This is a genomic window from Acinetobacter lwoffii, from assembly GCF_024129435.1.
Classification (GTDB): domain Bacteria; phylum Pseudomonadota; class Gammaproteobacteria; order Pseudomonadales; family Moraxellaceae; genus Acinetobacter; species Acinetobacter lwoffii_F.
The window spans coordinates 1-23,425 of record NZ_JAMXXN010000031.1 but is presented as its reverse complement, the minus strand read 5'-3'; the positions used below and the strand labels follow the sequence as shown (position 1 = coordinate 23,425).

Below are 23,425 nucleotides of genomic sequence, written 5' to 3'. Positions count from 1 at the left end.
AGCTACCCCAACAAAACAAGGTGGCTTAACTAGAGCGGAATATCACTTATAAATACGCTTTTAGTTGTTCAAACAAGTGGGACCACCTCTATTTTTACCCAGATGTGTTTATGTTAGTAAAATGATATAGATTACTTGTTTAATACCCCGAGGAATAATTTAATCTTGCTGTGCGTTTGTCACTTTTCTTTCAAAAGTTGATTATATCTTTCAACGTAACCGTCGTGATATTCAAGCCCTTTTGATAGGAATTTGCAGTGAAAGAATAGGCGAAACTTATCTTAAATAATGGTAATTCCTTATCTTTAAAATAGAGAACGCCCGATGAAATTCATTAGGCGTTTACTTTAAATAAGTGTCAGCTTATTTTATAACCAGATGTACTTGTCAATCATGATTCTTTTTCTCAATTGCCTTAAAAAAACAATCTTGCTATTTTTGACTTTTCACACCATTTTGTTCAATTTGTACTGCGGCTTGCCAGCTAGGTAGTTGGCTTAAACCTGCTACGTAACGTTGGATATGGGGATAATTTTCACCTTGTCCCATATGATAAACTAAAGCATGTAGTCCAAAGCCCATCATGAAGTCAGCACCGGTTAAACGGTCTGCCACTAGAAATTCTTTATCTTTTAAATATTCATTTAAATGGCCAAATACTTTATCGAACTCAACTTGAGTATAATTTTCTAGAAATACCAACTTCGTGCCCTGCTTGGTTTCTATCGTATTAAACGTTTTTAACAAAAATGGCAGCATGGCAGAGCTTTCTGAGAAATGAATCCACTGTAGATAATCGACATAGGTAGATTCATCCATATCTGGTGCTAAATGCGGCGCAAGTTTCTGAATTAATAACTCAACGATTGCGCCTGACTCTGCAATAACTTTGCCATCCCATTCTAATACTGGAGATTTCCCTAAAGGGTGAATGGTTTTTAAAGAGTCAGGGGCCAAATGCGTGCTTGAGTCACGATAATAGCGTTTCAGCTCATAGGGCTGCTTGATTTCTTCAAGTAACCACAAAATACGAAAAGAACGTGATTGATCTAAATGATGTAGTGTGATCATGATAATTCCTATTTTTTTAAATTTTTACAACCACTTTGCCAAAGTTTTCGCCTTTCAACATACCATTGAAAGCATTGATCGTGTTATCTAAACCTTGCACCATATGCTCTTTATATTTGATTTTTCCGTCTTTCAACCATTCAGACATTTGCTGATAGAATTCCGGATACTGACTGCCATAATCATCAAAAATAATAAAGCCTTGCATGCGAATACGCTTTTTTAAAAGGGTGGAAATAAAGCCCGGTAAACGGTCTGGCCCTTGTGCTTGCTCGGTAGCGTTATACTGGGAAACCACACCACACACCGGTACACGTGCCGCAGAGTTAAGCAATGGCCATACCGCATCAAACACTTTACCCCCGACATTCTCATAATAAATATCAATACCGTTGGGAGCTGCTTGTTGTAATTGTTCTGCAAAATTTTCATCATGATGATTGATACAAGCATCGAAGCCGAGTTCTTCTACAGCATAACGGCATTTTTCAGGCCCACCTGCGATGCCAACCACGCGACAACCTTTAAGTTTGCCAATCTGTCCAACCGTAGCACCAACAGGTCCCGTTGCAGCTGCAACGACTAAAGTTTCACCGGCTTTAGGCTGACCAATGTCCAACAGCCCCATATAAGCAGTAAATCCTGGCATTCCCAAAATACCCAATGCCCAAGATGGATGTTCAGGTTGCATACCTAAGCTTTGACATGCAGTCCCATTAGAAATTGCGTAGCCCTGCCAGCCATTTCCTGAAAGAACCCACTCGCCTTCTTTGAATTTTGGGTTTTTAGAGGCCACCACTTGACTGACTGTTCCACCGACCATCACTTCACCAATTTCAACCGGTGCTGCATATGAAGGAGCATCACTCATGCGACCACGCATATAAGGATCGAGTGACAAGTAAATGGTTTTTAACAATATCTCGCCTTGTTTAAGTTCATTGAGCTCAACTTGCTCAATACGAAAATCGCTGTGTTTTGGCTCACCCACTGGCCGTTTAGCTAAAACGATGCGTTGATTAATAACTGTTTTCACACATATAACTCCATGTTTTATTTAGAAGTATTTCTCTTCACAATTAAAAATTAAGATTAAAATTTCTTTACATCCATTGTAGATGAGTTATAATAAAAAACAATACGACTGGTCTATTTTTTTACAATAGAGTAAATAATTAATATGAAGCCTACTCCTATTAAAAAGTCTGAAGCGAAGCGCTTACACATTCTTAACACCAGTTCAGACCTGATTTTGCATAAAGGTTTTACCGGTGTAGGATTACAGGAAATTTTACAGAGCTGTGAGATCCCTAAAGGCTCGTTTTATCATTATTTCCAATCTAAGGAAGCTTTCGGATGTGAATTGGTACAGCATTATGTAGACAATTACCAAGTCCGTTTAAATGATGTATGGCGTAGTGATAAATCCCCTTATCAAAAGCTGATTGAGTATTTTAATTTATGGATAGAAGATCCTAAAACACAGTGTGGTTGGGCGGATAGCTGTTTAATTGTGAAACTTGCCGCAGAAGTTGCCGATCTATCCGAAGATATGCGCTCCATTATGTCCGCTGGCGTCGATGATGTAATCCAACGGATTGCTGCTTTAATTGATTTGGGTAAACAGGATCAATCTATCCAAGCAGATACCGAGGCCTCGACTTTGGCACAAGTACTTTACCAAATGTGGTTAGGTGCAGCATTACTGAGTAAGTTGCAAAAAGATAAAACACCATTACATCAAGCTCTGAGAGCAACTAAATTTCTATTAAAAGGTGAAGATTCATAAAAATTAAATTAAATATCAATTACATAATTAATAATAGCAGTCCAATGATTACTTATTAATGTGTTGCTATTAGATCAATTAACAATCTATGAGTATAGCGCACAATGAATTCTCCTCCTAAAGCCCTCATGACTCGTATTTTAGTCGGATATTTAGGCTTATATCCCACACTATTACTGGTACTCACTTTATTAAAGCCAATTACTGAGCATCAAAGTTTCCCGATGATGGTGTTGATTGAAGTCATAGTATTAGTGCCAGTAACGCAACTGATTTCTTTCCCACTGGCAGGTTGGCTCATTACACAGCTAAAAAATTTTAAGAATTTGTTTTAAGAAGAAGTTATGCTGGCAACAGCAATCCTAAGTTCTTATTTTGCCAACCACAAAGGTTGGCAAAATAACTCACTTAGTCGAGATTAATCTGCGTAAGCTGGATAATCAATATAGCCTTTTTCCGTCCCACCATACATAGTACTTGCATCTACTGCATTCAATGGCCAACCATTGGCGATGCGATCGGGTAAATCTGGATTCGCAATAAATGGGCGTCCAAATGCAATTAAATCGGCCAGCCCTGCCTCTAAAATTCGAGTCCCTCTTTCTGCCGTATATCGACCTGCATAAATAATCCGACCACTGAAAGTGTCTCTGACATCTCTACGAAAATCATGAGGAAGTTCTGGTGCATTATCCCAATCAGCTTCTGCAATCGATAAATAGGCAATCCCAACTTCTTCAAGTATTTTTATGGCTTCAATATAAGTCACATGTGGATCATCTTCAACCAACCCCATGTAAACACGATCTTCCTCTGTACTTTCAAATAGCGGGGCAAAACGCACTCCTAAACGATCTGCACCAACCACCTCAGCAACTGCCTCTACTACTTCACGTAAAAAACGCAAACGATTGTTTAGTGATCCACCATATTCATCTTCACGGTGGTTACTATGTGCAGAGATAAATTGATTCACCAAATAACCATTTGCACAATGAATTTCAACCCCATCAAAACCAGCAGCCAAGGCATTGCGTGCTGCTTGAGCATAGAGTTGCACTAATTCTTTAACTTCTGCATTGCTTAAAGCACGTGGCATTGAAGGATCAGCCAAGGCACCTGCATTGGGCCCGGTCTCAATAAAGACTTTAACATTACTATCAGCCCTAATAGCCGAGGGCGCGACCGGTGATGCATGATTGGGTTGCAAAGATGTATGTGAAACACGCCCAACATGCCAAAGTTGTGCAAAAATAATGCCTCCTTTAGCATGCACTGCTTCCGTCACTTTACGCCATCCAGCAATCTGTTCAGAGCTGTAAATACCGGGTGTCCAAGCATAGCCTTGACCACGTGGCTCGATTTGCGTACCTTCGGTGACCATAAATCCTGCACCGGTACGCTGTTGATAATAGGTTGCCATCAGTTCATTTGGAATATTCCCTGGCTGAGTACTGCGCGACCGCGTTAATGGTGGCAATACAATACGGTTTTGCAAAACATAAGGGCCTAAGCTTAAGTTTTGAAATAGTTTGCTGTCTTTCATTTCATTGTATCCAAGTCATCATGACTTAATTGATCTAAATTAAAAAAATACCCTTCCTTCCTGTATATAGAAAAAATAAAGGAAGGAAAGCTATTAACTCAGGCCCTTCACCATTAAGGGAGGGTTATTTTGCTTATTGCGCCAGTTGCTCAGAGTCAGAAGTTTATTCACTGCTAAGCACCACAACAGACACTAGCTACTCTTTATTTCAACAATTGAAGTAATGCTGAGGCAGTTGCAGCAGAAGATGCTGGATTTTGTCCAGTAACCAGCAAGCCATCTACTTGAACATGTACTTGCCAATCATCAACTTTAGAATAATGACCACCGTTTTGTTTAAGCATGTCTTCGACTAAAAATGGTACAATTTCAGTCAAACCTACAGCGGCCTCCTCAGTATTGGTGAAACCAGTCACTAATTTACCGCTAACTAAGGGCGCTCCATTACTCGCTTTCACATGACGAAGAACACCCGGGGCATGACACACTGCTGCAACAGGTTTGCCAGACTGAATCGCCTGTTCAATCAGAGAAATTGAAATCGGATCTTCTGCTAAATCCCACAATGGGCCATGCCCGCCTGGATAAAACACTGCATCATAATCAGCTACAGAAATTTCGCTAAGTTTATGTGTCTGTGCCAATGCTTGCATTGCAGTTGGATCTGCTTCAAAACGATGAGTGGTTTCAGTTTGAGCATCGGCTAAATTACTTTTCGGATCTAGTGGTGGCTGCCCACCTTGAGGCGACGCCAGCGTAACTTCAGCACCAGAGTCAATAAAGGTGTAATACGGTGCAGCAAGTTCTTCTAGCCAGAAACCTGTTTTCTTACCAGTATTGCCAAGTTGATCATGTGAAGTTAAAACGATTAAAATTTTCATGTTATTTCTCCGATAATTTTCATGATTGAGGAGCATTGTTACAGGGTCAGAGCATGCCAGATACGCGCATTTAGCTTAGATGCTCATCTCGAGAATTTGGCGACTGACCTCTAATGAAACATTTTTATGTTCGCCTAGCTGTGTAAGATTATGTGATTTAAGTTGCGTAATGATGATCTCAATATCTGTCTCCCCCAGTCCATAATCGCTAAGACGAGTCGGTAATCCAAGTTGCTCAAAGAAGGCTCGAGTACGAGCAATAGCAGTATCAATACGTTGTTCTTCATCACCTTCGACAATCTGCCAGACACGAGCTGCATACTGTAGTAATTTTTCTCGCTTCTCTTGACGACGCACTTGTAGATTGGACGGCAACACAATGGCCAAGGTACGAGCATGATCAATACCATATAAAGCCGTGAGCTCATGTCCAATCAAATGGGTTGACCAATCTTGTGGTACACCAGCTCCAATTAGCCCATTCAGTGCCATGCTAGCAGCCCACATCAAATTCGCACGCGTGTCATAATCTGCTGAATCTTCCAAGATTTTCGGTCCAATCTCAATCAAAGTTTGCAATAGACCTTCGGCAAAACGATCTTGTACGTGTGCATTCACAGGGTGAGTTAAGTACTGTTCCATGACATGAATAAATGCATCGACCACGCCATTAGCCAACTGGCGCGTCGGCAAGCTAAAAGTTTTATTCGGATCAAGTACGGAAAATTGCGGAAAAACATAGGGACTGCTAAATGACAATTTGGCTTGGGTCGATTTTCTGGTTACTACCCCACCGCTATTCATTTCTGAACCAGTTGCCGGAAGGGTGAGTACACTCGCAAAAGGCAAAGCTTGGGTAATTTTATTACCATGGGTTTCTAAAATCTCCCATGTATCACCTGTATAATTGACTGCTGCTGCAATAAATTTAGTACCGTCGATTACCGATCCACCACCGACAGCCATCAAGAAATCAATCTTTTGTTCACGAATCAGCTCTACAGCTTTCATGAGGGTTTCATAACTCGGATTCGGCTCAATTCCGCCAAATTCATGAATTTCTCTTGCACCTAATGCTTCACGCACTTCAGCTAAAGTACCATTCTTACGTGCACTTTCACCACCAAACAACATTAATACTTTTGCTTCTGTAGGCACATAGTCATTGATTTTAGCTATTGTATCGCCACCAAAAATAATGCGGGTCGGATTATAAAAGTTAAAATTCAGCATATTTTTATCCTAGAATGATCAGTTAATTGATTTGAAAAACCACCGTTATTCATCAAATAAACTTTTAAAAAATCGGACAACACTACGGCTTTTGCCTACACCATGTGCTAACTATACATAAAAATAGACCAGTCGTCTATTTTTATAAAAATTATTTCAGCTTGCAACTTTAGTGATGGTTAAACAAATTCAGGCTTGTTCTATACCGCTTTTATTATTGATGTATTTTCACGAGCGATTGTTGGATGAAAGGTATCAACACGTATGACTACTGACATGGTTGTGAACGCATTGGCTGAAACAGTGAATGGCTCATACAAAATAGCAATGATTAAATATTTTAAAAGCAGATTGGCACGGTTTAGCAGATGTACAAATGTGACAGTAAATTAAATAGATTGGTTCAATATAAAGCATGTAAATAGTTGCATTCGTTTATTTACCCTGTTTTGGATATTGCCCCATTTAAATGATGAGATTAAGCCAATAAATAAAGTAGCCCAACTTGAATAAAAAGCCTATGACAAACCTCAAAGCGTTAAAGTGCTGCCTTTCATTCAAAATTTCAGACAGCACCCTCATACATTTAAGCATCGGTTTAAGCTGGTAGTTTACTCGCCAAAACATCTACTTTTTCAATAGATGGTGGCTCTGAAAATAGCTCTTCGGCCTGAGCCATCAAAGCAGCTGCAACCTTGCCAGATAAATGCGCTTGGCGACCCGCCTCATCAGGAAATGCATCAAAAATACCAAATGTTGTAGGTCCAAGACGTAGGCCAAACCACGCAACTGTCGCAGGTTCTTCCATGACAATAGGTAAACCGGCTTTAAGAAAAGCTTCCACTTCGTCTTCTTTACCCGGTTTAGCTTCAAGACGGACATATAAAGCTGTTTTAAGCATGACTAAAACTCCATAATTGATTATAATTCAAACTGATTCTGACATTGCTAATGTATGCATGTCAGAAAGTTTTGTTGTATAAAAGTTAAAAAACATCCCATAGCTGAGCCAAAATTTAGGTTTTTATTTCGACATAATGCTATGAATTTATTCAAGTTAATATCATTAACATTTGAATCAAAAAATCAAGATATGAGATGATTAAATTCAATCTTATTTATATAAGGATCAATTGACTCTACCTTAGATTTATAAGCTGACCTCTTCATCTGGAAATTATATTGCTCAAGAAGCATTCAAGAACAATATTGTACATCCTCATATCTATGAAAGTTATTTAGCTAGGAATTTGCTGTGAAACTCTATATGTTTCTCTATAAAGCTCGCAATAAAGTAATAGCTATGGTCATACCCTTCTCTTAGGTTAAGTGTCAGAGGATATTCTTGTTCCAAACAAATATCACTAAGAAGCTTAGGCCTTAACTGTTCTTCAAGAAAATCATCAGCTGTTCCTTGATCGACTAAAATAGGTAAATGAACTTCAGCGTTTTTGATTAATTCAATCGCATCATAGCTTTTCCATAAAGTTTCGGTTTCACCTAGGTAGTGTGTAAAAGCCTTTTTCCCCCAAGGTACTTGGCTAGGTGCAACAATTGGTGCAAAAGCAGAAATACTTTTATACAGCTCAGGATTTTTTAATCCAATTACTAATGCACCATGACCACCCATGCTATGACCCATAATACTTTGGACTTGATTGGTCGGAAAATTCAGGTCAATCAGATTTCTGAGCTCTTCCACAATATAATCATACATTTTGAAATGCTGCGACCAGGGTGCTTGTGTTGCATTCACATAGAATCCTGCGCCTTGGCCTAAATCATAATCTGCATGATCTGGTACATCCTCTCCACGTGGGCTGGTATCTGGTGCAACAATAATGACTTTATGTTCAGCCGCATACTTTTGTGCTCCGGCTTTAGTAATAAAGTTCTGTTCGTTGCAAGTCAATCCTGATAACCAATATAACACTGGCAACCGCTCATCTTTGTCATGAGGTGGCAGATATATTGAGAATTTCATTGAACAGTTTAATGCTATTGACTGATGGCGATACACTTCTTGCGATCCACCAAAAGAAGCATGTTTCTCAATTATTTCCATAATCAATTACCTATGTTGAGCAAGACTTCATGAGAAATCGAGTAAACAAAGAGTCTGACATTCTCCACAGAGAATACTGATAAAGATTTAAAATGTAGGCAGGTTTGTTGAACCTATACATGATGGATACATAGATAGATCTGTTTTACAGATGATGTGCCGTTTTAGAGGATTCCATGCATGTCATTCATGATTCACATGCATGGAAAAGTATAAGGTCTGACGGAATTATTCGTAATGAATTACAGTACGAATTGACTTACCTTCATGCATTAGATCAAAGGCTTCATTGATCTGATCCAAGCCCATCGTATGTGTCACAAATGGTTCTAATTGAATTTTACCTTTCATGGCATCTTCAACCATTCCTGGAAGTTGCGTACGACCTTTTACCCCACCAAAGGCAGAACCTAGCCATTTACGACCAGTAACCAGTTGGAATGGACGGGTAGAGATTTCCTGACCTGCGCCAGCTACACCAATAATTACGGATTGTCCCCAGCCACGGTGTGCACTTTCAAGGGCTGCACGCATCACATTCACGTTACCAATACATTCAAATGAATGATCTACACCCCAGCCAGTCATTTCGACAATGACTTGCTGGATTGGTTTATCGTAATCTTTAGGGTTTAAGAAGTCCGTTGCACCAAACTCTTTTGCCAGCGCAAATTTATCTGGATTCATGTCAACCACAATAATACGCCCTGCTTTAGCTTGACGTGCGGCTTGTACGACTGCCAGACCAATACCACCTAAACCAAAGACCGCAACACTATCACCTTCTTGTACTTTAGCCGTGTTATGTACTGCACCGATACCCGTTGTTACCCCACAACCCAGTAAGCAGACATGTTCGTGATTGGCTTCAGGATTGATTTTAGCCAATGATACTTCTGCCACTACCGTGTATTCACTGAACGTTGAACAGCCCATATAGTGGTAAATCGGTTGACCATTGTAGGAAAAACGAGTGGTACCATCTGGCATTACGCCTCTACCTTGAGTTTCGCGAACAGAAATACACAAGTTCGATTTTCCAGATTTACAGAATACGCACTCGCCACATTCAGCAGTGTAAAGTGGAATAACATGATCACCTGGTTTGACGCTAGTCACGCCTTCACCAACCTCAACTACAACACCAGCACCTTCATGCCCGAGAATAGCCGGAAAAACACCTTCAGGATCATCGCCAGATAAAGTAAATGCGTCTGTATGACACACACCGGTATGGGAGATCTTAATTAATACTTCACCTTTCTTCGGTGGTGCAACATCAACTTCAACAATTTGAAGAGGTTGACCAGGACCAAACGCAACGGCAGCACGTGACTTCATGGAATAATTCCTTATACAGATCTATTTTAAATATGATTTTAGAATCTTGGCGATTTCAGCCAATTCTTCTTTTCGTTGTTGTTCTGTGGTTTCACCTGATACTAAAGTGTCCTTTAAATGAACCTCCAACATTTCATTCATCAAACCATTAATAGCACCACGCACAGAGCATATTTGTTGCAGAATTGCACCACATTCCACATTGTCTTCTAACGCTTTTTCAATCGCTTGCGTCTGACCTTTGATCTTTCTGACGCGTAGAAGAATCTTTTTTTTGTCTTCAACCTGATTAGGCATCAGACCTCCTTATTAGCTAGCATTAATACTATACTACCCCATAGTATAAAAAAAGCAATAATTTTTATAAATCGAAAATTAAAAAGATCTTTAGCGAAAATTTTCTATCCCTGTTTTTAGTTTTTTTAAATTAACATCATAGAGCTTATGCGAAAGTCACAAAAAAAATGGGACTTTTAGCTCCCATTTTTTTTGGCTCATGTTCTTTGTAATGCTATGACCTTTTAGAATTATGTTTCAAATTTTAGCCACTTTGTAGATATTTTGAACGTTTCAAGCCTTGAAAATACTACCGACAGTTTAGATTAAACTGCCTTTACAGACTGTACTAGAATATTTTTAGTGAGCAGATGATATTTATTATTCATTATTTAGGAATTATCAAATCCTATAAATATCATTTATTGGATTAATTTACTTTGGTACTGTGCATATCATCCCCCAGTTAAGAATAAGGAACAACTATGAATAAGATGATGAATGCTCTTATCCTAGAAAATTTTGGTGATCATGAATTTAAACGTGTAGAACTCCCTATACCTCAACCAGAGGCTGGGCAAGTTCTAGTACGTATTCATGCTAGTGGTGTAAACCCTATTGATTATAAAATTCGTCTTGGTGAAGCACCATATGCTATGCCAGAGCTTCCTGCCGTGTTGGGAACAGATATGGCTGGGGTTGTAACTGCTGTTGGTGAAGGTGTCACCCACTTCAACGTTGGAGATGAAGTTTACGGTCTGATTGGTGGCGTTCGTGGTCTTCAAGGATCTTTAGCAGAATATGTTGTAGCAGATGCCGATCTGATTGCATTAAAGCCACGGAATATCTCTATGCGCGAGGCAGCAGTACTACCATTGACGTTCCTCACCGCTTGGGAAGGTTTAGTGGATAACGCGAAGGTCCAACCAGGGCAAACTGTACTGGTTCAGGGTGGTGCTGGTGGCGTTGGTTATATGGTTGTTCAGCTTGCAAAATCACTTGATGCAAATGTTTGGGCGACTGGTCGTACAGCTGATCAACCACTGATTTCAGAACTCGGTGCAACACCTCTCGATTACACAACAGCATCTTCCGATGACATTATTGCTGCAAGCCCTGAGGGTCAAGGTTTTAACATTGTTTACGACACTGTGGGTGGTCCAGTACTCGAAGCTTCACTTTCCATGACAACTCACTATGGCCACATTACCAGCTGTGCTGCATTTGGTAATCATAATTTAGCGAGTTCATCTCTACGGTGTGCCACAGTGTCTGGCGTATTCGTCCTAATGCCGATGTTAACAGGCAATCGCCGTGCTCATCATGGTGATATCCTTAAGATCGCGACTCGTCTTGTTGAGGAAGGTAAACTGCGTCCTCTTGTTGATCCTCGTCATTTTACTCTAGACCAAGCGATTGAGGCTCATGATGCTGTTCAAGATCGCTCTGCCAATATTAAGGTCGTGATTGATGTCATTTAACGCACTTCAGGCCAAGACTTGGCGCTTCAATAGTATTGGAGATACAGATGTTCTGACATTAGAAACACTTCCTGTTGCTTTACCAGCAGCAGGAGAAGTTCTAATCCAGATGAAAACGATCGGACTCAACCGGGCTGATGTAATGTTTCGGCGTGGTACTTATATTCAAAAAGCAGTATTCCCTTCTCGTCTGGGATATGAGGGAGCAGGCATAGTTCTGGCAATAGGTGAAGGTGTACGCCAATTTTCTCCAGGAGATGCAGTATCGATTCTTCCGACTGACAATCTAGCCAAATATGGGACATATGCGGACAAGCTTCTGATTCCAGAAACTTTTTTAGTTCACAAACCCGATAGTTTAAGCTGGGAAGAAGCTTCTTCAATCTGGATGCAGTATTTGACGGCTTGGGGTGGTGTAATCCATGCTGGTGGACTTTCGAAAGGAAAAACGATCTTGATCACAGCAGCTTCAAGTAGCGTAGGACTAGCTGCGATACAGATAGCTGAAGCAGCGGGTGCTAAGGTCATTGCAAGTACACAGACGGTAGAGAAAAAGCAACGTTTACTGGATCTCGGTGTTAAAAATGTTATAGCCAGTGAAGATGAACCAGATTTGTATGAGGCGCTTGTTTCACGTTTGGGTGGAGAATATCTTGATGTCGCCTTCGATGCTGTAGGAGGGCCACATATTGAACAGATTGCAAAAGCGATGTCTGTGGGAGGAACTATGGTTATGCATGGTGCACTTAGCCCGGAGATCACACCATTTCCCCTTAAAGTTGCATTACGCAAGAGCTTAACCATGCGAGGTTTTTTGTTCCTTGAGGTTCTCCATGATCCTGTTCTAAGGGAGCAAGCCAGACGATTTATTCTTAGCAGTATAGGTGCAGGATATCTTCGTCCAGTGATCGACTGTTGCTTTAACTTTGAGGACATGCATGACGCTCAGCGCTATCTTGAATCAAATCAGCAAATAGGAAAAATTGTAGTTACTCTAAATACATGATGGTCTTATCTGATTTCTACTTTCTAGAAAAAAGGTTAGTTCCATCTGATTCAGGTTTCTATATGGCCCAACACTTCCGCTAAGTAATCAAACAATGCTCGGATTCGCAAAGGTGTCGGGCCCCGCTGTGGACGATATAAATACAGGCGCCAAACGGGAGAGGTTTCCTCATGAAGTATCTGAATGAGCTTACCACTCCTAAGCCACGGCAAAACTAGAAATCCAGGCATGTGTCCGAATCCAACCCCAGCGAGAATAGCTTGAAATTCAGCTTCTAGATCATCTGTAATAAAACGAGGCTTTGATGGCGTGAAGCTTCGACTTTCGGTGAATGTCCATGGCCAGTAACGCCCTGTTTTATGATCGAATAGTGCTGTTAGAGGGTATTTATCAAGGTCAATAATTTTTTTAGGCATTCCGACCTTATCAATTAACTCTGGCGTACCCACAGAATAAAAGTTCACTTTAGCCAATTCCCTTGCCACATATCGATTGTCCGGCAAAAATCCAAATCTGATCCCGATATCTATCCGCTCATCGATCACATCCGAGTGTGAATCTGTTAGCACACAATCCACGACAATATCTGGGTAACGTGTGGCAAATTCTGCTAGTGCAGGTACTACCAATTTACGCCCTAACACTGACGAAACAGTAAGACGGACAGTCCCACGCATTTCATCTCGTTTTTCCTTGGTGTCTTTTACAAGCAGAGCATCAATGGATCCCACCGCAAAACGTGCTTGCTTTGCCAAACGCTCACCATCAGCAGTAATTTTAATTTGTCGAGTACTCCTGTAGAACAGAATCTCTCCGCGCTGCTCTTCTAGCTCTTTTATTGCCCGTGTCACTAGCTGCGGGGAAATACCGAGCTGAGTGGCTGCCTCTTTAAAATTTCGAGACTCTGCTGCGACACAAAAGATACGCATCATTTCCAATTTGTTCTGCATGTCCAATCCTGTGGTCTGGTAATTATTCCGTAAATAGGAATTCTGAAAGATAATATTATTCATTTATTATACCTATCAAGGCTGTAATACTTAATCCATCAAATATGATTGACAGATAGGTTGAAGGGCACTTGTATGAATAATATAGAAAATAAAGTTATTGTTATCACTGGTGCAAGTAGTGGTTTAGGTGAAGCTACTGCTCGCTTACTTGCTAAAAAAGGTGCAAAGGTTGTACTTGGTGCTAGACGTACTGAAAAATTAGAGGCTATTGTTCACGACATTCGTGCTGAAGGTGGTCAAGCTGAATTTATTGGTATGGATATAACCAAACCACATGAAGTACAAGCACTTATTGAAAAGGCATTAAGCGCATTTGGTCAAATCGATGTATTGGTAAACAATGCTGGATTAATGTCTATTGCACCATTAAGTGAGCTAAAAGTTGATGAATGGGATCGTATGATCGACATTAATATCAAAGGTGTTCTTTATGGTATAGCAGCTACCCTACCTGTTTTCCAAAAACAAAACTTTGGACACTTTATTAATCTCGCATCTGTTGCAGGGATAAAAGTATTTAGTCCGGGAGGTACTGTTTATAGCGGTACTAAGTTTGCTGTAAGAGCCATCTCTGAAGGACTTCGTCATGAAGTTGGGGGAACAATTAGAACGACTACTATTGAGCCTGGTGCAATTGAGTCAGAACTAAAATTCGGTTCTTCTCATAAAGAAAGTTCAGAGTTTGTTACTGATTTCTACAAACAAGCCATACCAGCTGACTCAGTCGCTCGAGCAATTGCTTATGCAATTGAACAGCCTGCGGATGTAGATATTAATGAAATTGTTTTACGCCCAACGAGCCAAGAGTTTTAATTATTGAATAACAAAAAATGGGAGCACCTCGCTCCCATTTTTACTATATTTTTTTTAAAGTTGTGGACAAATCTATGAAAGCCGTATCGTATGTTATAAATAATCATGATGATTTTAAAAATTCATTGGTAGATATTGAAAAAGCGAAGCCTACACTTAAGGAGCGTGATGTACTGGTAAAAGTTCAGGCAATCTCTGTGAATCCAGTTGATACCAAAGTGAGAAAAAATTCGTCTGAAGCAAATAATCGTATTTTAGGTTGGGATGCCGTTGGGGAAATTATCGAAGTTGGCCCAAAAGTTACCTCGTTTAAAGTAGGAGAGTCTGTTTGGTATGCTGGCGATTTAACCCGAGATGGTAGTAATGCTGAGTTTCAAGCAGTCGATGAACGAATTATCAGTCTTAAACCAATTACAGTATCTAATGCAGAAGCAGCAGCATTGCCATTAACTGCTATCACGGCATGGGAAATGCTGTTTGATCGGTTTCAAATTTCAGAAACAGATGTTGGCAGTATTCTGATTATTGGTGGTGCAGGCGGTGTAGGATCAATTGCTATCCAACTCCTAAAAGCAAAAACAAATCTGACCGTTATAGCAACAGCTTCACGTGAAGAAACGAAATCTTGGGTGGAATCACTTGGTGCCGACCATGTCATTGATCATAGCAAAGATTTAAATGCACAAATCGAGACACTAGGCATTGCAAAACCAAAATACGTATTCTCTACAAATCATACAGAAACATATATCCAGCAAATAGTTTCTCTGATTGCACCACAAGGCAAGCTTGGATTGATCGATGATCCACAAACATTTGATATTATGCCGTTTAAGACTAAATCTATTTCTATCCATTGGGAGTTAATGTTCACTCGTTCAATGTATGAAACCGATGATATTGAAAAGCAAGGTAATCTATTGCAACAGGTTGCCCAATTAGTTGACCAGCAAAAAATTAGAAGTACCCTCAACCAAAATCTAGGCAAAATTAACGCTGCAAACTTGGAGAAGGCGCATAAGTTGCTTGAATCAGGCAAGTCAAAAGGCAAAATTGTACTAGAAAACTTCTAAACAAATTAAAGGTGAAATAATGACTATTTCAATAATTGCGAACTTTAAGGCAAAGTCAGATCAAAAAGAGACGTTAGAAGCGCTTTTAAAAAGTGTAATAGAGCCTACACTTAACGAAGAAGGATGCTTGAAATATGAGCTTTATATTAGCGAAAATGACTCGAGTAGATATTTTTTCTTAGAAGAATGGCGTAGCAGGGAGGATTTAGATATCCATATAGCGTCTGATTATATTCAAAGTTTATTTGATAATATCCAATCGCTCATTGAATCAAGTGATATTGTAGAAATCAAAAAAATATAGCTGTATTCGGACGTTATGATGAAGTATTCTTCAAATTAACATAGGGACTTAGAAAGCTAACAAAAAATGGGAGCTCTAAACTCCTATTTTTTCTGATTTTTTAATAGTAACCTAGGATTCAACAAATTATGCCCCTAAGGGGAGCCACCCATACCCTGCATTTTGACAATAATGTCATCGTTTAGAGGCAGCAAATTTAAGAGCATCAGTCGGTACGACTGGTGATTCATATGATATTGCTTTGGCTGAAACAGTGAATGGCTTATACAAAACAGAGGTGATTGAATATTTAAAAGCAGATTGGCAAAGTTTAGCAGATGTACAACTTGCGACACTAAACTGGGTAATCGAGAATAAGCGAATTCCTATTCCTGAACACGTAGAGCCTGAACCGGAAAAAAGAGGCTTTTGGAGCCGATTCTTTAAGCCGTATGGCTGATTTGATTGTTCACTTGGGCTTATTAAAGCCGTGAAACATTGCTCACTTACTAAGCGTGAAACATGGAAAAACATAAAAAAAGCCCACCTTGGGGAAGATGGGCTATAAACTAGGAACTACAGGATTGATTTATAAGCGGAATTATAACGCATTTCGTATAAGGTGTATTATGTATTTTAGAAAACCTAATTAAATGTTTCTAGGTAGTTCATTAATTCAGTTTTTGCTTGCTTCTGTGCTCTTTCAAATGCTGTTTCCTTGTATTTATTTTTATGTTTCATATCTATTCCATATTCAGCTAAGAACTGTAAGATGATATGCAAGCTTACTTACAAGCATGTATTGAAGAATCTAATGGCGATGCCGCATTCATTGCAAAGGCTTTAGGTAACATTGCAAAAGCTAAAGGAATGGCTCAATTATCACGAGATACAGGCTTAGGCCGAGAAAGTCTTTACAAAGCACTTTCTGGTGATGTTAACCCTAGTTTTGATACTGTGATTAAAGTTGTAAAAGCACTTAATTTACGCTTAGCAATTTAAAAAAGTTATTTAAAAATGGAGTTTTAAGCTCCATTTTTTAATTTCGTATAAGGTGTATGATGTTAATTTTAGGAAATCTAAATACTCTTCTGATTCACACGTTTTGAAAGCTCTTCTGCACTTTCTACACGTTCAGAGTAACGATCAGTTAAATATGCTGATTGTCCCCTGGTTAAAAGTGTAAATTTATAAAGCTCTTCCATTACATCTACAATCCTACGGTAATAAGAAGAAGGTTTCATACGACCATCTTCCTCAAACTCAAGAAATGCTTTAGGAACTGATGACTGGTTTGGTATTGTGATCATACGCATCCAACGCCCTAAAATACGTAATTGATTTACAGCATTAAAGGATTGCGAACCTCCACACACTTGCATTACAGCTAAGGTTTTACCTTGCGTTGCACGTATTGCGCCTGCTGCTAATGGAATCCAGTCAATTTGAGCTTTTAAAATCGAACTCATTGAACCATGACGTTCAGGAGAGCACCAAACCATGCCTTCTGACCATGCTAAAAGCTCATGCAGTTCTTTTACCTTGGGATGCTGCATATCACCATCCTCAGGAAGAGGTAACCCTTTAGGATGGAAAATTTTAACTTCTGCACCGAAGTACTCCAGGATTCGGCCTGCTTCCTGAACTGCTAAACGGCTATATGATCTCTCACGATTTGAGCCGTATAGAAGTAATATTTTGGGTGGATGATCCAGGTTTTTTGCCTGAATTTTTTCTAAAGTCGGTTTTTCTAAAAGACTAAGATCAATATTTGGTAAGTTCATTAGATTCATACCTCTTTAAACACTTTTTTTCTAAGCCATAGCGAAACTGTCACTAAGGCAATCAATACAGGTACTTCAACCAATGGGCCAATCACGGTGGTGAAGGCGACAGGAGAAGCTAATCCAAAAGTGGCAATCGCTACAGCCAGTGCTAATTCAAAATTGTTGCCTGCCGCAGTAAAGGAAATAGCAGTCGTTTTAGGGTAATCGTTACCCATCCACTTACTCATAAAGAAGCTGATGAAGAACATTGCAACAAAATAGATCGTCAAAGGAATAGCGATTCTAAGCACGTCTAGAGGAAGGCTAATCACTTCACCACCTTTAAGACTGAACATTGCTACAATCGTGAATAAAAGCGCAATAAGGCTGATTGGGCTAATCTTTGGAATAAACTTAGTTTGATACCAATCCAAACCTTTCTGTTTGACTAAAATCAGCCGGGTTAAAAAACCAAGTAAGAATGGAATACCTAGATAAACCAGAACAGCATGGGTAATGGTCCAAAAGCTTACATCAATGATTTGTGCTTCTACCCCAAAGAATGGCGGTAAGAAGGTCAAGAACAACCAAGCATAAGTACTAAAGAACAAGATCTGGAAGATACTGTTAAACGCAACCAAGGCAGCAACATATTGATTATCCCCACATGCCAAACCATTCCAGACGAGGACCATCGCAATACATCGAGCTAAGCCTATGAGAATTAGGCCAGTCATATATTCAGGATAGGCGTGCAGAAAAATAATGGCCAAGCCAAACATTAAGCAAGGTGCAATGACCCAGTTCTGAATAAGAGATAATGTAAGGGTACGCTTATCCTCAAAGACTTTAGGCAAGGTTGCATAGTCAACTTTGGCAAGTGGTGGATACATCATCAAAATAAGCCCTATTGCGATAGGGATATTCACTGAATTAATGCTTAATTGATCTAATACAACAGATGTTTGAGGGAAAAATACGCCAATACCTACGCCTAATGCCATGGCAATGAAAATCCATAGAGTTAGGTTTCGATCTAAGAATGAGAGCTTTGATGCGGACATTGAATTACTCGCATTGCATAGAGATAGATAAGTTGCTCGTAGATTTATTTAATATTTCAGCATTCAAAACACTGAACACTGCATTTACCCATTCTGGTAAATCAGGATTTAATCGGTAATACACCCATTGTCCCTTGCGCTCATCTAGCAAAATTGAAAGGTTACGGAGTAAAGCCAAGTGACGAGAAATTTTAGGTTGGCTCAGTTGTAATATTTCTGTGATTTCACAAACACATACATTTTGTCTTTCTAAAATAATTTTTAAAATATCTAGACGTGTCGGGTCAGATAGGCATTTAAAGAAATCTGCTTGATCCATAATCTATACTCCAATATATGCTATTGCGAATATACGCATATCCATATATAAATGCAATATTATGAAGTCCTGAGTAAGTCCAATGTCATCAAAAGTTAAGATCTATCATAATCCAGCGTGCGGAACATCAAGAAATACACTGGCGCTAATTCGAAATACCGGAGAAGAACCTGAAGTTATTGAGTATCTTCTCAACCCTCCAAGTAAAAGTGAACTCATTAATTTAATTGAGAAATCAGGTCTTTCTGTACGTGAAGCTATTCGCAAAAACGTGGAACCTTTTGAAACGCTCAAGTTGGATCAGCAACACTGGACAGATGAGCAGCTTATTCAGTTTATGCTGGAGTATCCAATTTTAATTAACCGTCCATTTGTTGTGACTGAACTGGGGGTAAAACTATGTAGACCATCTGAACTCGTTTTAGATATTTTGTCTGCGCCTCAATTAGGAGCTTTTACCAAAGAAGATGGTGAAATAATCATCGATGAAAATGGTAAGCGGATTAAATAAATCCGCCTCATTTAACATAATGGTTGATATACGAAATTGAAATGTTAGAACCCATTTAAAGTGTCTATATTCTCACCAATAAAAATGTCTGGTTTATGATGGTTTTTATCACCATGGACTGGATATAAAATATAGATGCTGATCACTATGTCTGATAAAGAAATTCAACGTCTTGCAGTTCTGCAAGACGTTAGAGATCATCGTATTACCCAGGTCCGTGCTGCTGAAATCCTGAATCTTTCCACCCGTCAAATTACCCGGTTATTGCAGAAGCTCAATCAAGATGGTGTCTCAGGTATGGCACATGCCAGTCGTGGTCAACCTGGCCATCGTCGCCATGACGTCCTGTTAAAATCAGAATGTCTTTCCATTATTTCTGAACATTTACTTGGCTTTGGTCCTACATTGGCTCATGAGAAGCTCAGCAGCATGTTTGGCCTGCATATCCCGGTAGAAACGGTTCGTCGCTGGATGACTGCAAATGACCTCTGGATTCCTCGATCCAAGCGCCTGAAACGTCCATATCAGCCTCGATACAACCGTGATTGCTTCGGTGAGCTGATCCAGATCGATGGCTCATATCATGACTGGTTTGAAGGTCGAGCTTCCAAATGCTGCTTGCTGGTTTATATCGATGACGCCACTGGAAAGCTGTTGCATCTGCGCTTTTGTGAGGCTGAAACGACCTTTGATTATATGCTTTCAACCCGAGCCTACATTGAGCAATACGGCAAGCCTTTAGCGTTTTATAGCGATAAACACTCGGTATTCCGAGTGAATCAGAAATCGAGCCAAGATAGCCAGATCACGCAATTTGGGCGGATTCTGAATGAGTTAAATATTGATATTATCTTCGCCAACTCACCCCAAGCCAAAGGCCGTGTGGAACGTGCCAATAGAACACTCCAGGATCGCCTGATCAAGGAAATGCGCCTAGAAGGTATCTGTTCAATTGCCGAGGCAAATGCCTGGCTGCCCTGCTTTATTGAGCATTTCAATCAGAAGTTTGCCAAGTGTGCGCGAAACTCAAAGAATTTACATCGGCCATTAACCGAATCTCATCTTGAACTGGATGATATTTTTACCTGACAGGAACCGCGTAAGGTCACCAAGAATCTGACCCTGACCTATGACAAATGTATTTATCTGCTTGAACCGATAGAGCTGAATCATAAGCTTGTTGGGCAATATATTTCATTTCTGGAGTACCCGGATGGGACTGTGGCTCTCATGCACGAGGGACGAAAGCTCAACTACAGCATTTTCAATAAATTAGCTGGGCTACAGCAGAATGAGATCGTTGAGAATAAACGGTTAGGTACAGTTCTGGCACATATTCAGCAACAGCATGAAGAGTTGGAAAAACAGAATAAACGTTCCCGTCTCAAGAAAAGTATGCCGAGTCGTAAAGCTCAGAAAGCTGTTATTGAACAAAGAAAGTTAAATCCTGTGCTTGACTCTTGTGGTTAAAAACAGGACATTTTAAATGGTTTATCGCATAGACATTTTAATTGGTGAATAACAGCATTTGTAAGCCCAAAGTAGAAATGTTCTCGATAAATAATGAGCTAATTAACAGTACATATTCGGCTCACAATATGAGTCGAATTTGTGCTATATTTAACTCATCTTAGATTTTAGATGAGAGAGATTGAAAATGCAGAAATGGATTTGGCAAGCAGAAAACTGGACAAATTTCACATGGCAAGATTCAACTATCTTACCTAAAACCAGACAGATACATCAAAAAATAGGAATTCTTCTTGGACAAAGTCAGCATGATTTAGCGAAAGAACAATTCACTCTAGATACTCTACTTGCCAATCTCGTTGCTTCATCAGCAATTGAAAATGAAACCCTCAATGTTTTTTCATTGCGATCATCTTTAGCCCAACGCTTGGGTGTCACTCTTGAACAGCCTTATCCAAGCTCAGATCGATCAGAAGGTTTAGCCAATATCATGCTGGATGCGCTGAACGATGTTAAGCAACCACTGACTGTTGAGCGCCTCATGCAATGGCATCGTTGGCTTTTCAATGACCCCGACTGGACAATGCAACGTTTACGCATTGGTCAACTGAGGGGATCAGAGCCTATGCAGGTCGTTTCAGGTCGATTGGATTACCCTAAAGTACATTTTGAAGCACCGCCAAGAGAAGGCTTAGAAGAACGCTTACATACCTTCATAGCGTGGTTTAATCAGAGTCTGAATGATTCATTGCTTGATCCTCTGTTACGTGCAGGCATTACCCATTTATGGTTTGTTACCCTACATCCTTTTGATGATGGTAATGGCCGTATTACACGTACACTTACAGACCTTGCTCTAGCTCAAATGGATGAGCAAAGTATCCGTTTGTATGCAATGTCTACTACGATATTAAATAAACGTAAAAGTTACTATGAGATATTAGAACAAACTCAAAAAAATGATTCTGATATCACAGATTGGCTGATTTGGTTTCTAGACACGTTGAATGAAAGCCTTGAAAAAACCTTAGCGCAGATCAGTCGAACATTGTTTAAAAGTCAATTTTGGCATAAATATTCAAATTTAGCCCTGGGTGAAGAACAACGTAAAGTTCTAAATCGTTTATTAGACGGTGGCGAAAATGGCTTTGAACATGGTATTAGTGCTTCGCAATATCAAAAGGTTGCTAAAGTCAGTAAGGCAACGGCTACTCGCCACTTATCAGACTTACTTGAGAAAGAATGTATCGTTAAATTAGAAGGTGGTGGACGTAATACACGCTATCAGATCAATACCCAGTTATAGATATTCTAAGCAATAAAAAACCCCGGCATCCTGCCGGGGTTTTTCATATTGGGTTGCTAAGTATGACTCCTGTCTTACCTCACGTTCCTGGTGCGATCTTTCTTATTCTTGTTGTTTGGAACATCCTGTTCTCTATGGCTTCATCATAGGAAAATTCACCTCTCCTGGACAGCCGTAAAGAACCGGAATTTACGTAAGCCCAGGCGTACAAAATAGCCTAAATTTTATCCACAAAAAATGTGGATAATTTTGGACATTGAGGCATTGATAAAATTTGAAAAACCTCAAAATTGACTATTTTTTAAACAATTTTATTGGCAAGAAGTATCAAAACTGCTCATAAAAAAGCCGACTTGTTTCCAAGTCAGCTTTTCGACATCGTCGAGCATCACCACTATAACACAAGTGTATGATTTTTATATATTTAAAATATGCGTTTCGTATAACGCCCATTATGTTAAATAAAGCTTATAAAAGGAAAAGTTTTCTTAAATTTCTCTGATATATGTGGATTGTCCTTTAAGGCTTCAATGGATTGTTGCTGCGTATAAATAGGGTCAAAAATATCTATTCCCCTTAGATAAGAAATGCCTTCTAACGCTATTTTTTCTGTTTTTGATAGCCTAGAGCTTGGTACAAATCCAATAACTGAATGAATCTTCGCTAATGAGTCCTCGAAATCTATAAGATCAAACATATAAAGTGGTATTTCATCTTGATTTAAATCGTTAATACAAAGCTCAATCCATTGTCTAAACTCATTTAGATTAATTGCTTCTGAAAATAGACACCCAATAGCAAATCCAAGATCAGAATTTTCTTCTTTATATATTTTCCACATACTTAATATTTTCTAAAATTAACATAGTACACGTTATACGAATTCCCAAAGCATGGCTTTTAGTCATGCTTTTTTTATCAAAAGACTATAGCTGAATGATAGCGAGCCAAATCGCATACAATATCTATCATTAGACTTAATGCAATAATTAAATGATGTTGTTATCATTAATCTAATAGAATTAATATTAAATGATAGAAATGAATACACGTATTTATCTACGAGCTTCAACTAAAGATCAAGATGCAAAAAGGGCTTTGCAGATTCTTCAGGATCT

At 39.4% G+C, this 23,425-nt stretch carries 24 protein-coding genes and 5 pseudogenes; 15 read left to right on the top strand and 14 right to left on the bottom strand.

Annotated features, from left to right (window positions below; translation table 11 throughout):
• Positions 1–432: 432 nt before the first annotated feature.
• Entirely contained in the window at positions 433–1,071 is a 639-nt protein-coding gene (locus NI455_RS13880; protein WP_004281825.1) for a glutathione S-transferase family protein, read from the bottom strand.
• Positions 1,072–1,087: 16 nt separating this feature from the next.
• A complete protein-coding gene (gene curA, locus NI455_RS13875; RefSeq protein ID WP_103800937.1) occupies positions 1,088–2,107 on the bottom strand; it encodes an NADPH-dependent curcumin/dihydrocurcumin reductase in 1,020 nt (339 codons plus the stop codon).
• A gap of 144 nt (positions 2,108–2,251) precedes the next feature.
• Between curA and NI455_RS13870 the strand changes: the two genes are divergently transcribed.
• The gene (locus NI455_RS13870; RefSeq protein ID WP_103800938.1) at positions 2,252–2,860 is read left to right on the top strand and encodes a TetR/AcrR family transcriptional regulator; all 609 of its coding nucleotides are present in this window, start codon (positions 2,252–2,254) and stop codon (positions 2,858–2,860) included.
• A gap of 104 nt (positions 2,861–2,964) precedes the next feature.
• Positions 2,965–3,195: a hypothetical protein gene (locus NI455_RS13865; protein WP_001087955.1), complete on the top strand. Its 231-nt coding sequence runs from the start codon at positions 2,965–2,967 to the stop codon at positions 3,193–3,195.
• Between the two features lie 83 nt (positions 3,196–3,278).
• Here NI455_RS13865 and NI455_RS13860 read toward each other — a convergent pair whose 3' ends face one another.
• The 3 genes from NI455_RS13860 to NI455_RS13850 form a co-directional block, all read right to left on the bottom strand.
• On the bottom strand, positions 3,279–4,406 hold the full coding sequence (locus tag NI455_RS13860; protein ID WP_004647733.1) for an alkene reductase: 1,128 nt from the start codon (positions 4,404–4,406) through the stop codon (positions 3,279–3,281).
• A gap of 203 nt (positions 4,407–4,609) precedes the next feature.
• On the bottom strand, positions 4,610–5,287 hold the full coding sequence (locus NI455_RS13855) for a type 1 glutamine amidotransferase domain-containing protein (RefSeq protein WP_004647734.1): 678 nt from the start codon (positions 5,285–5,287) through the stop codon (positions 4,610–4,612).
• A 75-nt stretch (positions 5,288–5,362) separates the two neighbouring features.
• Positions 5,363–6,520 carry an iron-containing alcohol dehydrogenase gene (locus tag NI455_RS13850; protein ID WP_253114681.1) on the bottom strand — a complete coding sequence of 386 codons (1,158 nt, stop codon included), beginning with the start codon at positions 6,518–6,520 and terminating at the stop codon, positions 5,363–5,365.
• Positions 6,521–6,703: 183 nt separating this feature from the next.
• On the opposite strand from NI455_RS13850, the pseudogene NI455_RS15625 reads away from it, so the two are divergent.
• Positions 6,704–7,033: pseudogene (locus NI455_RS15625) on the top strand (IS3 family transposase); the annotation flags it as partial.
• Between the two features lie 85 nt (positions 7,034–7,118).
• Here the strand turns inward: NI455_RS15625 and NI455_RS13840 are convergent.
• The 4 genes from NI455_RS13840 to NI455_RS13825 all read right to left on the bottom strand — a co-directional run bounded on the left by NI455_RS13840 (position 7,119) and on the right by NI455_RS13825 (position 10,223).
• Positions 7,119–7,421 (bottom strand): putative quinol monooxygenase, encoded by a 303-nt coding sequence (locus NI455_RS13840; protein WP_000920558.1) that lies wholly within the window; start codon positions 7,419–7,421, stop codon positions 7,119–7,121.
• Between the two features lie 333 nt (positions 7,422–7,754).
• Positions 7,755–8,585: an S-formylglutathione hydrolase gene (gene fghA, locus NI455_RS13835; protein ID WP_000402510.1), complete on the bottom strand. Its 831-nt coding sequence runs from the start codon at positions 8,583–8,585 to the stop codon at positions 7,755–7,757.
• Positions 8,586–8,813: 228 nt separating this feature from the next.
• Positions 8,814–9,926 (bottom strand): S-(hydroxymethyl)glutathione dehydrogenase/class III alcohol dehydrogenase, encoded by a 1,113-nt coding sequence (locus NI455_RS13830; RefSeq protein ID WP_000842149.1) that lies wholly within the window; start codon positions 9,924–9,926, stop codon positions 8,814–8,816.
• 21 nt (positions 9,927–9,947) lie between these two features.
• The gene (locus NI455_RS13825; RefSeq protein ID WP_001133624.1) at positions 9,948–10,223 is read right to left on the bottom strand and encodes a metal/formaldehyde-sensitive transcriptional repressor; all 276 of its coding nucleotides are present in this window, start codon (positions 10,221–10,223) and stop codon (positions 9,948–9,950) included.
• 464 nt (positions 10,224–10,687) lie between these two features.
• Between NI455_RS13825 and NI455_RS13820 the strand changes: the two genes are divergently transcribed.
• Positions 10,688–11,683 (top strand): zinc-dependent alcohol dehydrogenase family protein, encoded by a 996-nt coding sequence (locus NI455_RS13820; RefSeq protein ID WP_004647735.1) that lies wholly within the window; start codon positions 10,688–10,690, stop codon positions 11,681–11,683.
• Positions 11,673–12,689: a zinc-dependent alcohol dehydrogenase family protein gene (locus tag NI455_RS13815; RefSeq protein WP_004647737.1), complete on the top strand. Its 1,017-nt coding sequence runs from the start codon at positions 11,673–11,675 to the stop codon at positions 12,687–12,689. The genes NI455_RS13820 and NI455_RS13815 overlap by 11 nt, the downstream gene beginning before the upstream one ends.
• 50 nt (positions 12,690–12,739) lie before the next feature.
• On the opposite strand, the gene NI455_RS13810 is transcribed toward NI455_RS13815, so the two are convergent.
• Positions 12,740–13,639 (bottom strand): LysR family transcriptional regulator, encoded by a 900-nt coding sequence (locus NI455_RS13810; RefSeq protein WP_004647738.1) that lies wholly within the window; start codon positions 13,637–13,639, stop codon positions 12,740–12,742.
• Positions 13,640–13,774: 135 nt separating this feature from the next.
• On the opposite strand from NI455_RS13810, the gene NI455_RS13805 reads away from it, so the two are divergent.
• The 6 genes and pseudogenes from NI455_RS13805 to NI455_RS13780 all read left to right on the top strand — a co-directional run bounded on the left by NI455_RS13805 (position 13,775) and on the right by NI455_RS13780 (position 16,873).
• Entirely contained in the window at positions 13,775–14,515 is a 741-nt protein-coding gene (locus NI455_RS13805) for an SDR family oxidoreductase (protein ID WP_004647740.1), read from the top strand.
• A 74-nt stretch (positions 14,516–14,589) separates the two neighbouring features.
• On the top strand, positions 14,590–15,588 hold the full coding sequence (locus tag NI455_RS13800; RefSeq protein ID WP_171265324.1) for a zinc-binding alcohol dehydrogenase family protein: 999 nt from the start codon (positions 14,590–14,592) through the stop codon (positions 15,586–15,588).
• 19 nt (positions 15,589–15,607) lie between these two features.
• The gene (locus NI455_RS13795; RefSeq protein ID WP_171265313.1) at positions 15,608–15,892 is read left to right on the top strand and encodes a putative quinol monooxygenase; all 285 of its coding nucleotides are present in this window, start codon (positions 15,608–15,610) and stop codon (positions 15,890–15,892) included.
• A gap of 175 nt (positions 15,893–16,067) precedes the next feature.
• Positions 16,068–16,238, top strand: a pseudogene (locus NI455_RS13790) (IS3 family transposase); the annotation flags it as partial.
• Positions 16,236–16,331, top strand: a pseudogene (locus NI455_RS13785) (plasmid replication DNA-binding protein); the annotation flags it as partial. The pseudogenes NI455_RS13790 and NI455_RS13785, both read left to right, overlap by 3 nt.
• A gap of 317 nt (positions 16,332–16,648) precedes the next feature.
• Positions 16,649–16,873, top strand: a complete 225-nt coding sequence (locus NI455_RS13780) for an addiction module antidote protein (RefSeq protein WP_004647743.1) — start codon at positions 16,649–16,651, stop codon at positions 16,871–16,873.
• A gap of 77 nt (positions 16,874–16,950) precedes the next feature.
• On the opposite strand, the gene arsH is transcribed toward NI455_RS13780, so the two are convergent.
• The 3 genes from arsH to NI455_RS13765 are packed head-to-tail and all read right to left on the bottom strand — an operon-like array spanning position 16,951 to position 19,020.
• Positions 16,951–17,655, bottom strand: coding sequence for an arsenical resistance protein ArsH (gene arsH / locus NI455_RS13775; protein ID WP_026055795.1), 705 nt, complete (start codon positions 17,653–17,655; stop codon positions 16,951–16,953).
• A 5-nt stretch (positions 17,656–17,660) separates the two neighbouring features.
• Positions 17,661–18,701, bottom strand: a complete 1,041-nt coding sequence (gene arsB / locus NI455_RS13770; protein WP_004647746.1) for an ACR3 family arsenite efflux transporter — start codon at positions 18,699–18,701, stop codon at positions 17,661–17,663.
• 4 nt (positions 18,702–18,705) lie between these two features.
• Complete coding sequence (locus NI455_RS13765) at positions 18,706–19,020, bottom strand: ArsR/SmtB family transcription factor (RefSeq protein ID WP_004647747.1); 315 nt, start codon at positions 19,018–19,020, stop codon at positions 18,706–18,708.
• Positions 19,021–19,102: 82 nt separating this feature from the next.
• Between NI455_RS13765 and arsC the strand changes: the two genes are divergently transcribed.
• The 3 genes and pseudogenes from arsC (at position 19,103) to NI455_RS13750 (ending at position 22,307) form a co-directional block, all read left to right on the top strand.
• Positions 19,103–19,531: an arsenate reductase (glutaredoxin) gene (gene arsC / locus NI455_RS13760; protein ID WP_004647748.1), complete on the top strand. Its 429-nt coding sequence runs from the start codon at positions 19,103–19,105 to the stop codon at positions 19,529–19,531.
• Positions 19,532–19,666: 135 nt separating this feature from the next.
• Positions 19,667–21,001, top strand: a pseudogene (locus NI455_RS13755) (ISNCY-like element ISAba32 family transposase).
• 187 nt (positions 21,002–21,188) lie between these two features.
• Positions 21,189–22,307: a Fic family protein gene (locus NI455_RS13750; RefSeq protein ID WP_016807159.1), complete on the top strand. Its 1,119-nt coding sequence runs from the start codon at positions 21,189–21,191 to the stop codon at positions 22,305–22,307.
• Between the two features lie 457 nt (positions 22,308–22,764).
• Here the strand turns inward: NI455_RS13750 and NI455_RS13745 are convergent, their stop codons facing one another.
• A complete protein-coding gene (locus tag NI455_RS13745; RefSeq protein ID WP_164543274.1) occupies positions 22,765–23,148 on the bottom strand; it encodes a hypothetical protein in 384 nt (127 codons plus the stop codon).
• A 191-nt stretch (positions 23,149–23,339) separates the two neighbouring features.
• Between NI455_RS13745 and NI455_RS13740 the strand changes: the two are divergent.
• Positions 23,340–23,425: pseudogene (locus tag NI455_RS13740) on the top strand (recombinase family protein); the annotation flags it as partial.

Excerpts from the sequence above, each read along its gene's own strand:
- NI455_RS13880 (WP_004281825.1), bottom strand. The coding sequence starts at position 1,071 with ATGATCACACTACATCATTTAGATCAATCACGTTCTTTTCGTATTTTG.
- NI455_RS13870 (WP_103800938.1), top strand. The coding sequence starts at position 2,252 with ATGAAGCCTACTCCTATTAAAAAGTCTGAAGCGAAGCGCTTACACATT.
- NI455_RS13865 (WP_001087955.1), top strand. The coding sequence starts at position 2,965 with ATGAATTCTCCTCCTAAAGCCCTCATGACTCGTATTTTAGTCGGATAT.
- NI455_RS13860 (WP_004647733.1), bottom strand. The coding sequence starts at position 4,406 with ATGAAAGACAGCAAACTATTTCAAAACTTAAGCTTAGGCCCTTATGTT.
- NI455_RS13855 (WP_004647734.1), bottom strand. The coding sequence starts at position 5,287 with ATGAAAATTTTAATCGTTTTAACTTCACATGATCAACTTGGCAATACT.
- NI455_RS13850 (WP_253114681.1), bottom strand. The coding sequence starts at position 6,520 with ATGCTGAATTTTAACTTTTATAATCCGACCCGCATTATTTTTGGTGGC.
- NI455_RS13840 (WP_000920558.1), bottom strand. The coding sequence starts at position 7,421 with ATGCTTAAAACAGCTTTATATGTCCGTCTTGAAGCTAAACCGGGTAAA.
- fghA (WP_000402510.1), bottom strand. The coding sequence starts at position 8,585 with ATGGAAATAATTGAGAAACATGCTTCTTTTGGTGGATCGCAAGAAGTG.
- NI455_RS13830 (WP_000842149.1), bottom strand. The coding sequence starts at position 9,926 with ATGAAGTCACGTGCTGCCGTTGCGTTTGGTCCTGGTCAACCTCTTCAA.
- NI455_RS13825 (WP_001133624.1), bottom strand. The coding sequence starts at position 10,223 with ATGCCTAATCAGGTTGAAGACAAAAAAAAGATTCTTCTACGCGTCAGA.
- NI455_RS13820 (WP_004647735.1), top strand. The coding sequence starts at position 10,688 with ATGAATAAGATGATGAATGCTCTTATCCTAGAAAATTTTGGTGATCAT.
- NI455_RS13815 (WP_004647737.1), top strand. The coding sequence starts at position 11,673 with ATGTCATTTAACGCACTTCAGGCCAAGACTTGGCGCTTCAATAGTATT.
- NI455_RS13810 (WP_004647738.1), bottom strand. The coding sequence starts at position 13,639 with ATGCAGAACAAATTGGAAATGATGCGTATCTTTTGTGTCGCAGCAGAG.
- NI455_RS13805 (WP_004647740.1), top strand. The coding sequence starts at position 13,775 with ATGAATAATATAGAAAATAAAGTTATTGTTATCACTGGTGCAAGTAGT.
- NI455_RS13800 (WP_171265324.1), top strand. The coding sequence starts at position 14,590 with ATGAAAGCCGTATCGTATGTTATAAATAATCATGATGATTTTAAAAAT.
- NI455_RS13795 (WP_171265313.1), top strand. The coding sequence starts at position 15,608 with ATGACTATTTCAATAATTGCGAACTTTAAGGCAAAGTCAGATCAAAAA.
- NI455_RS13780 (WP_004647743.1), top strand. The coding sequence starts at position 16,649 with ATGCAAGCTTACTTACAAGCATGTATTGAAGAATCTAATGGCGATGCC.
- arsH (WP_026055795.1), bottom strand. The coding sequence starts at position 17,655 with ATGAACTTACCAAATATTGATCTTAGTCTTTTAGAAAAACCGACTTTA.
- arsB (WP_004647746.1), bottom strand. The coding sequence starts at position 18,701 with ATGTCCGCATCAAAGCTCTCATTCTTAGATCGAAACCTAACTCTATGG.
- NI455_RS13765 (WP_004647747.1), bottom strand. The coding sequence starts at position 19,020 with ATGGATCAAGCAGATTTCTTTAAATGCCTATCTGACCCGACACGTCTA.
- arsC (WP_004647748.1), top strand. The coding sequence starts at position 19,103 with ATGTCATCAAAAGTTAAGATCTATCATAATCCAGCGTGCGGAACATCA.
- NI455_RS13750 (WP_016807159.1), top strand. The coding sequence starts at position 21,189 with ATGCAGAAATGGATTTGGCAAGCAGAAAACTGGACAAATTTCACATGG.
- NI455_RS13745 (WP_164543274.1), bottom strand. The coding sequence starts at position 23,148 with ATGTGGAAAATATATAAAGAAGAAAATTCTGATCTTGGATTTGCTATT.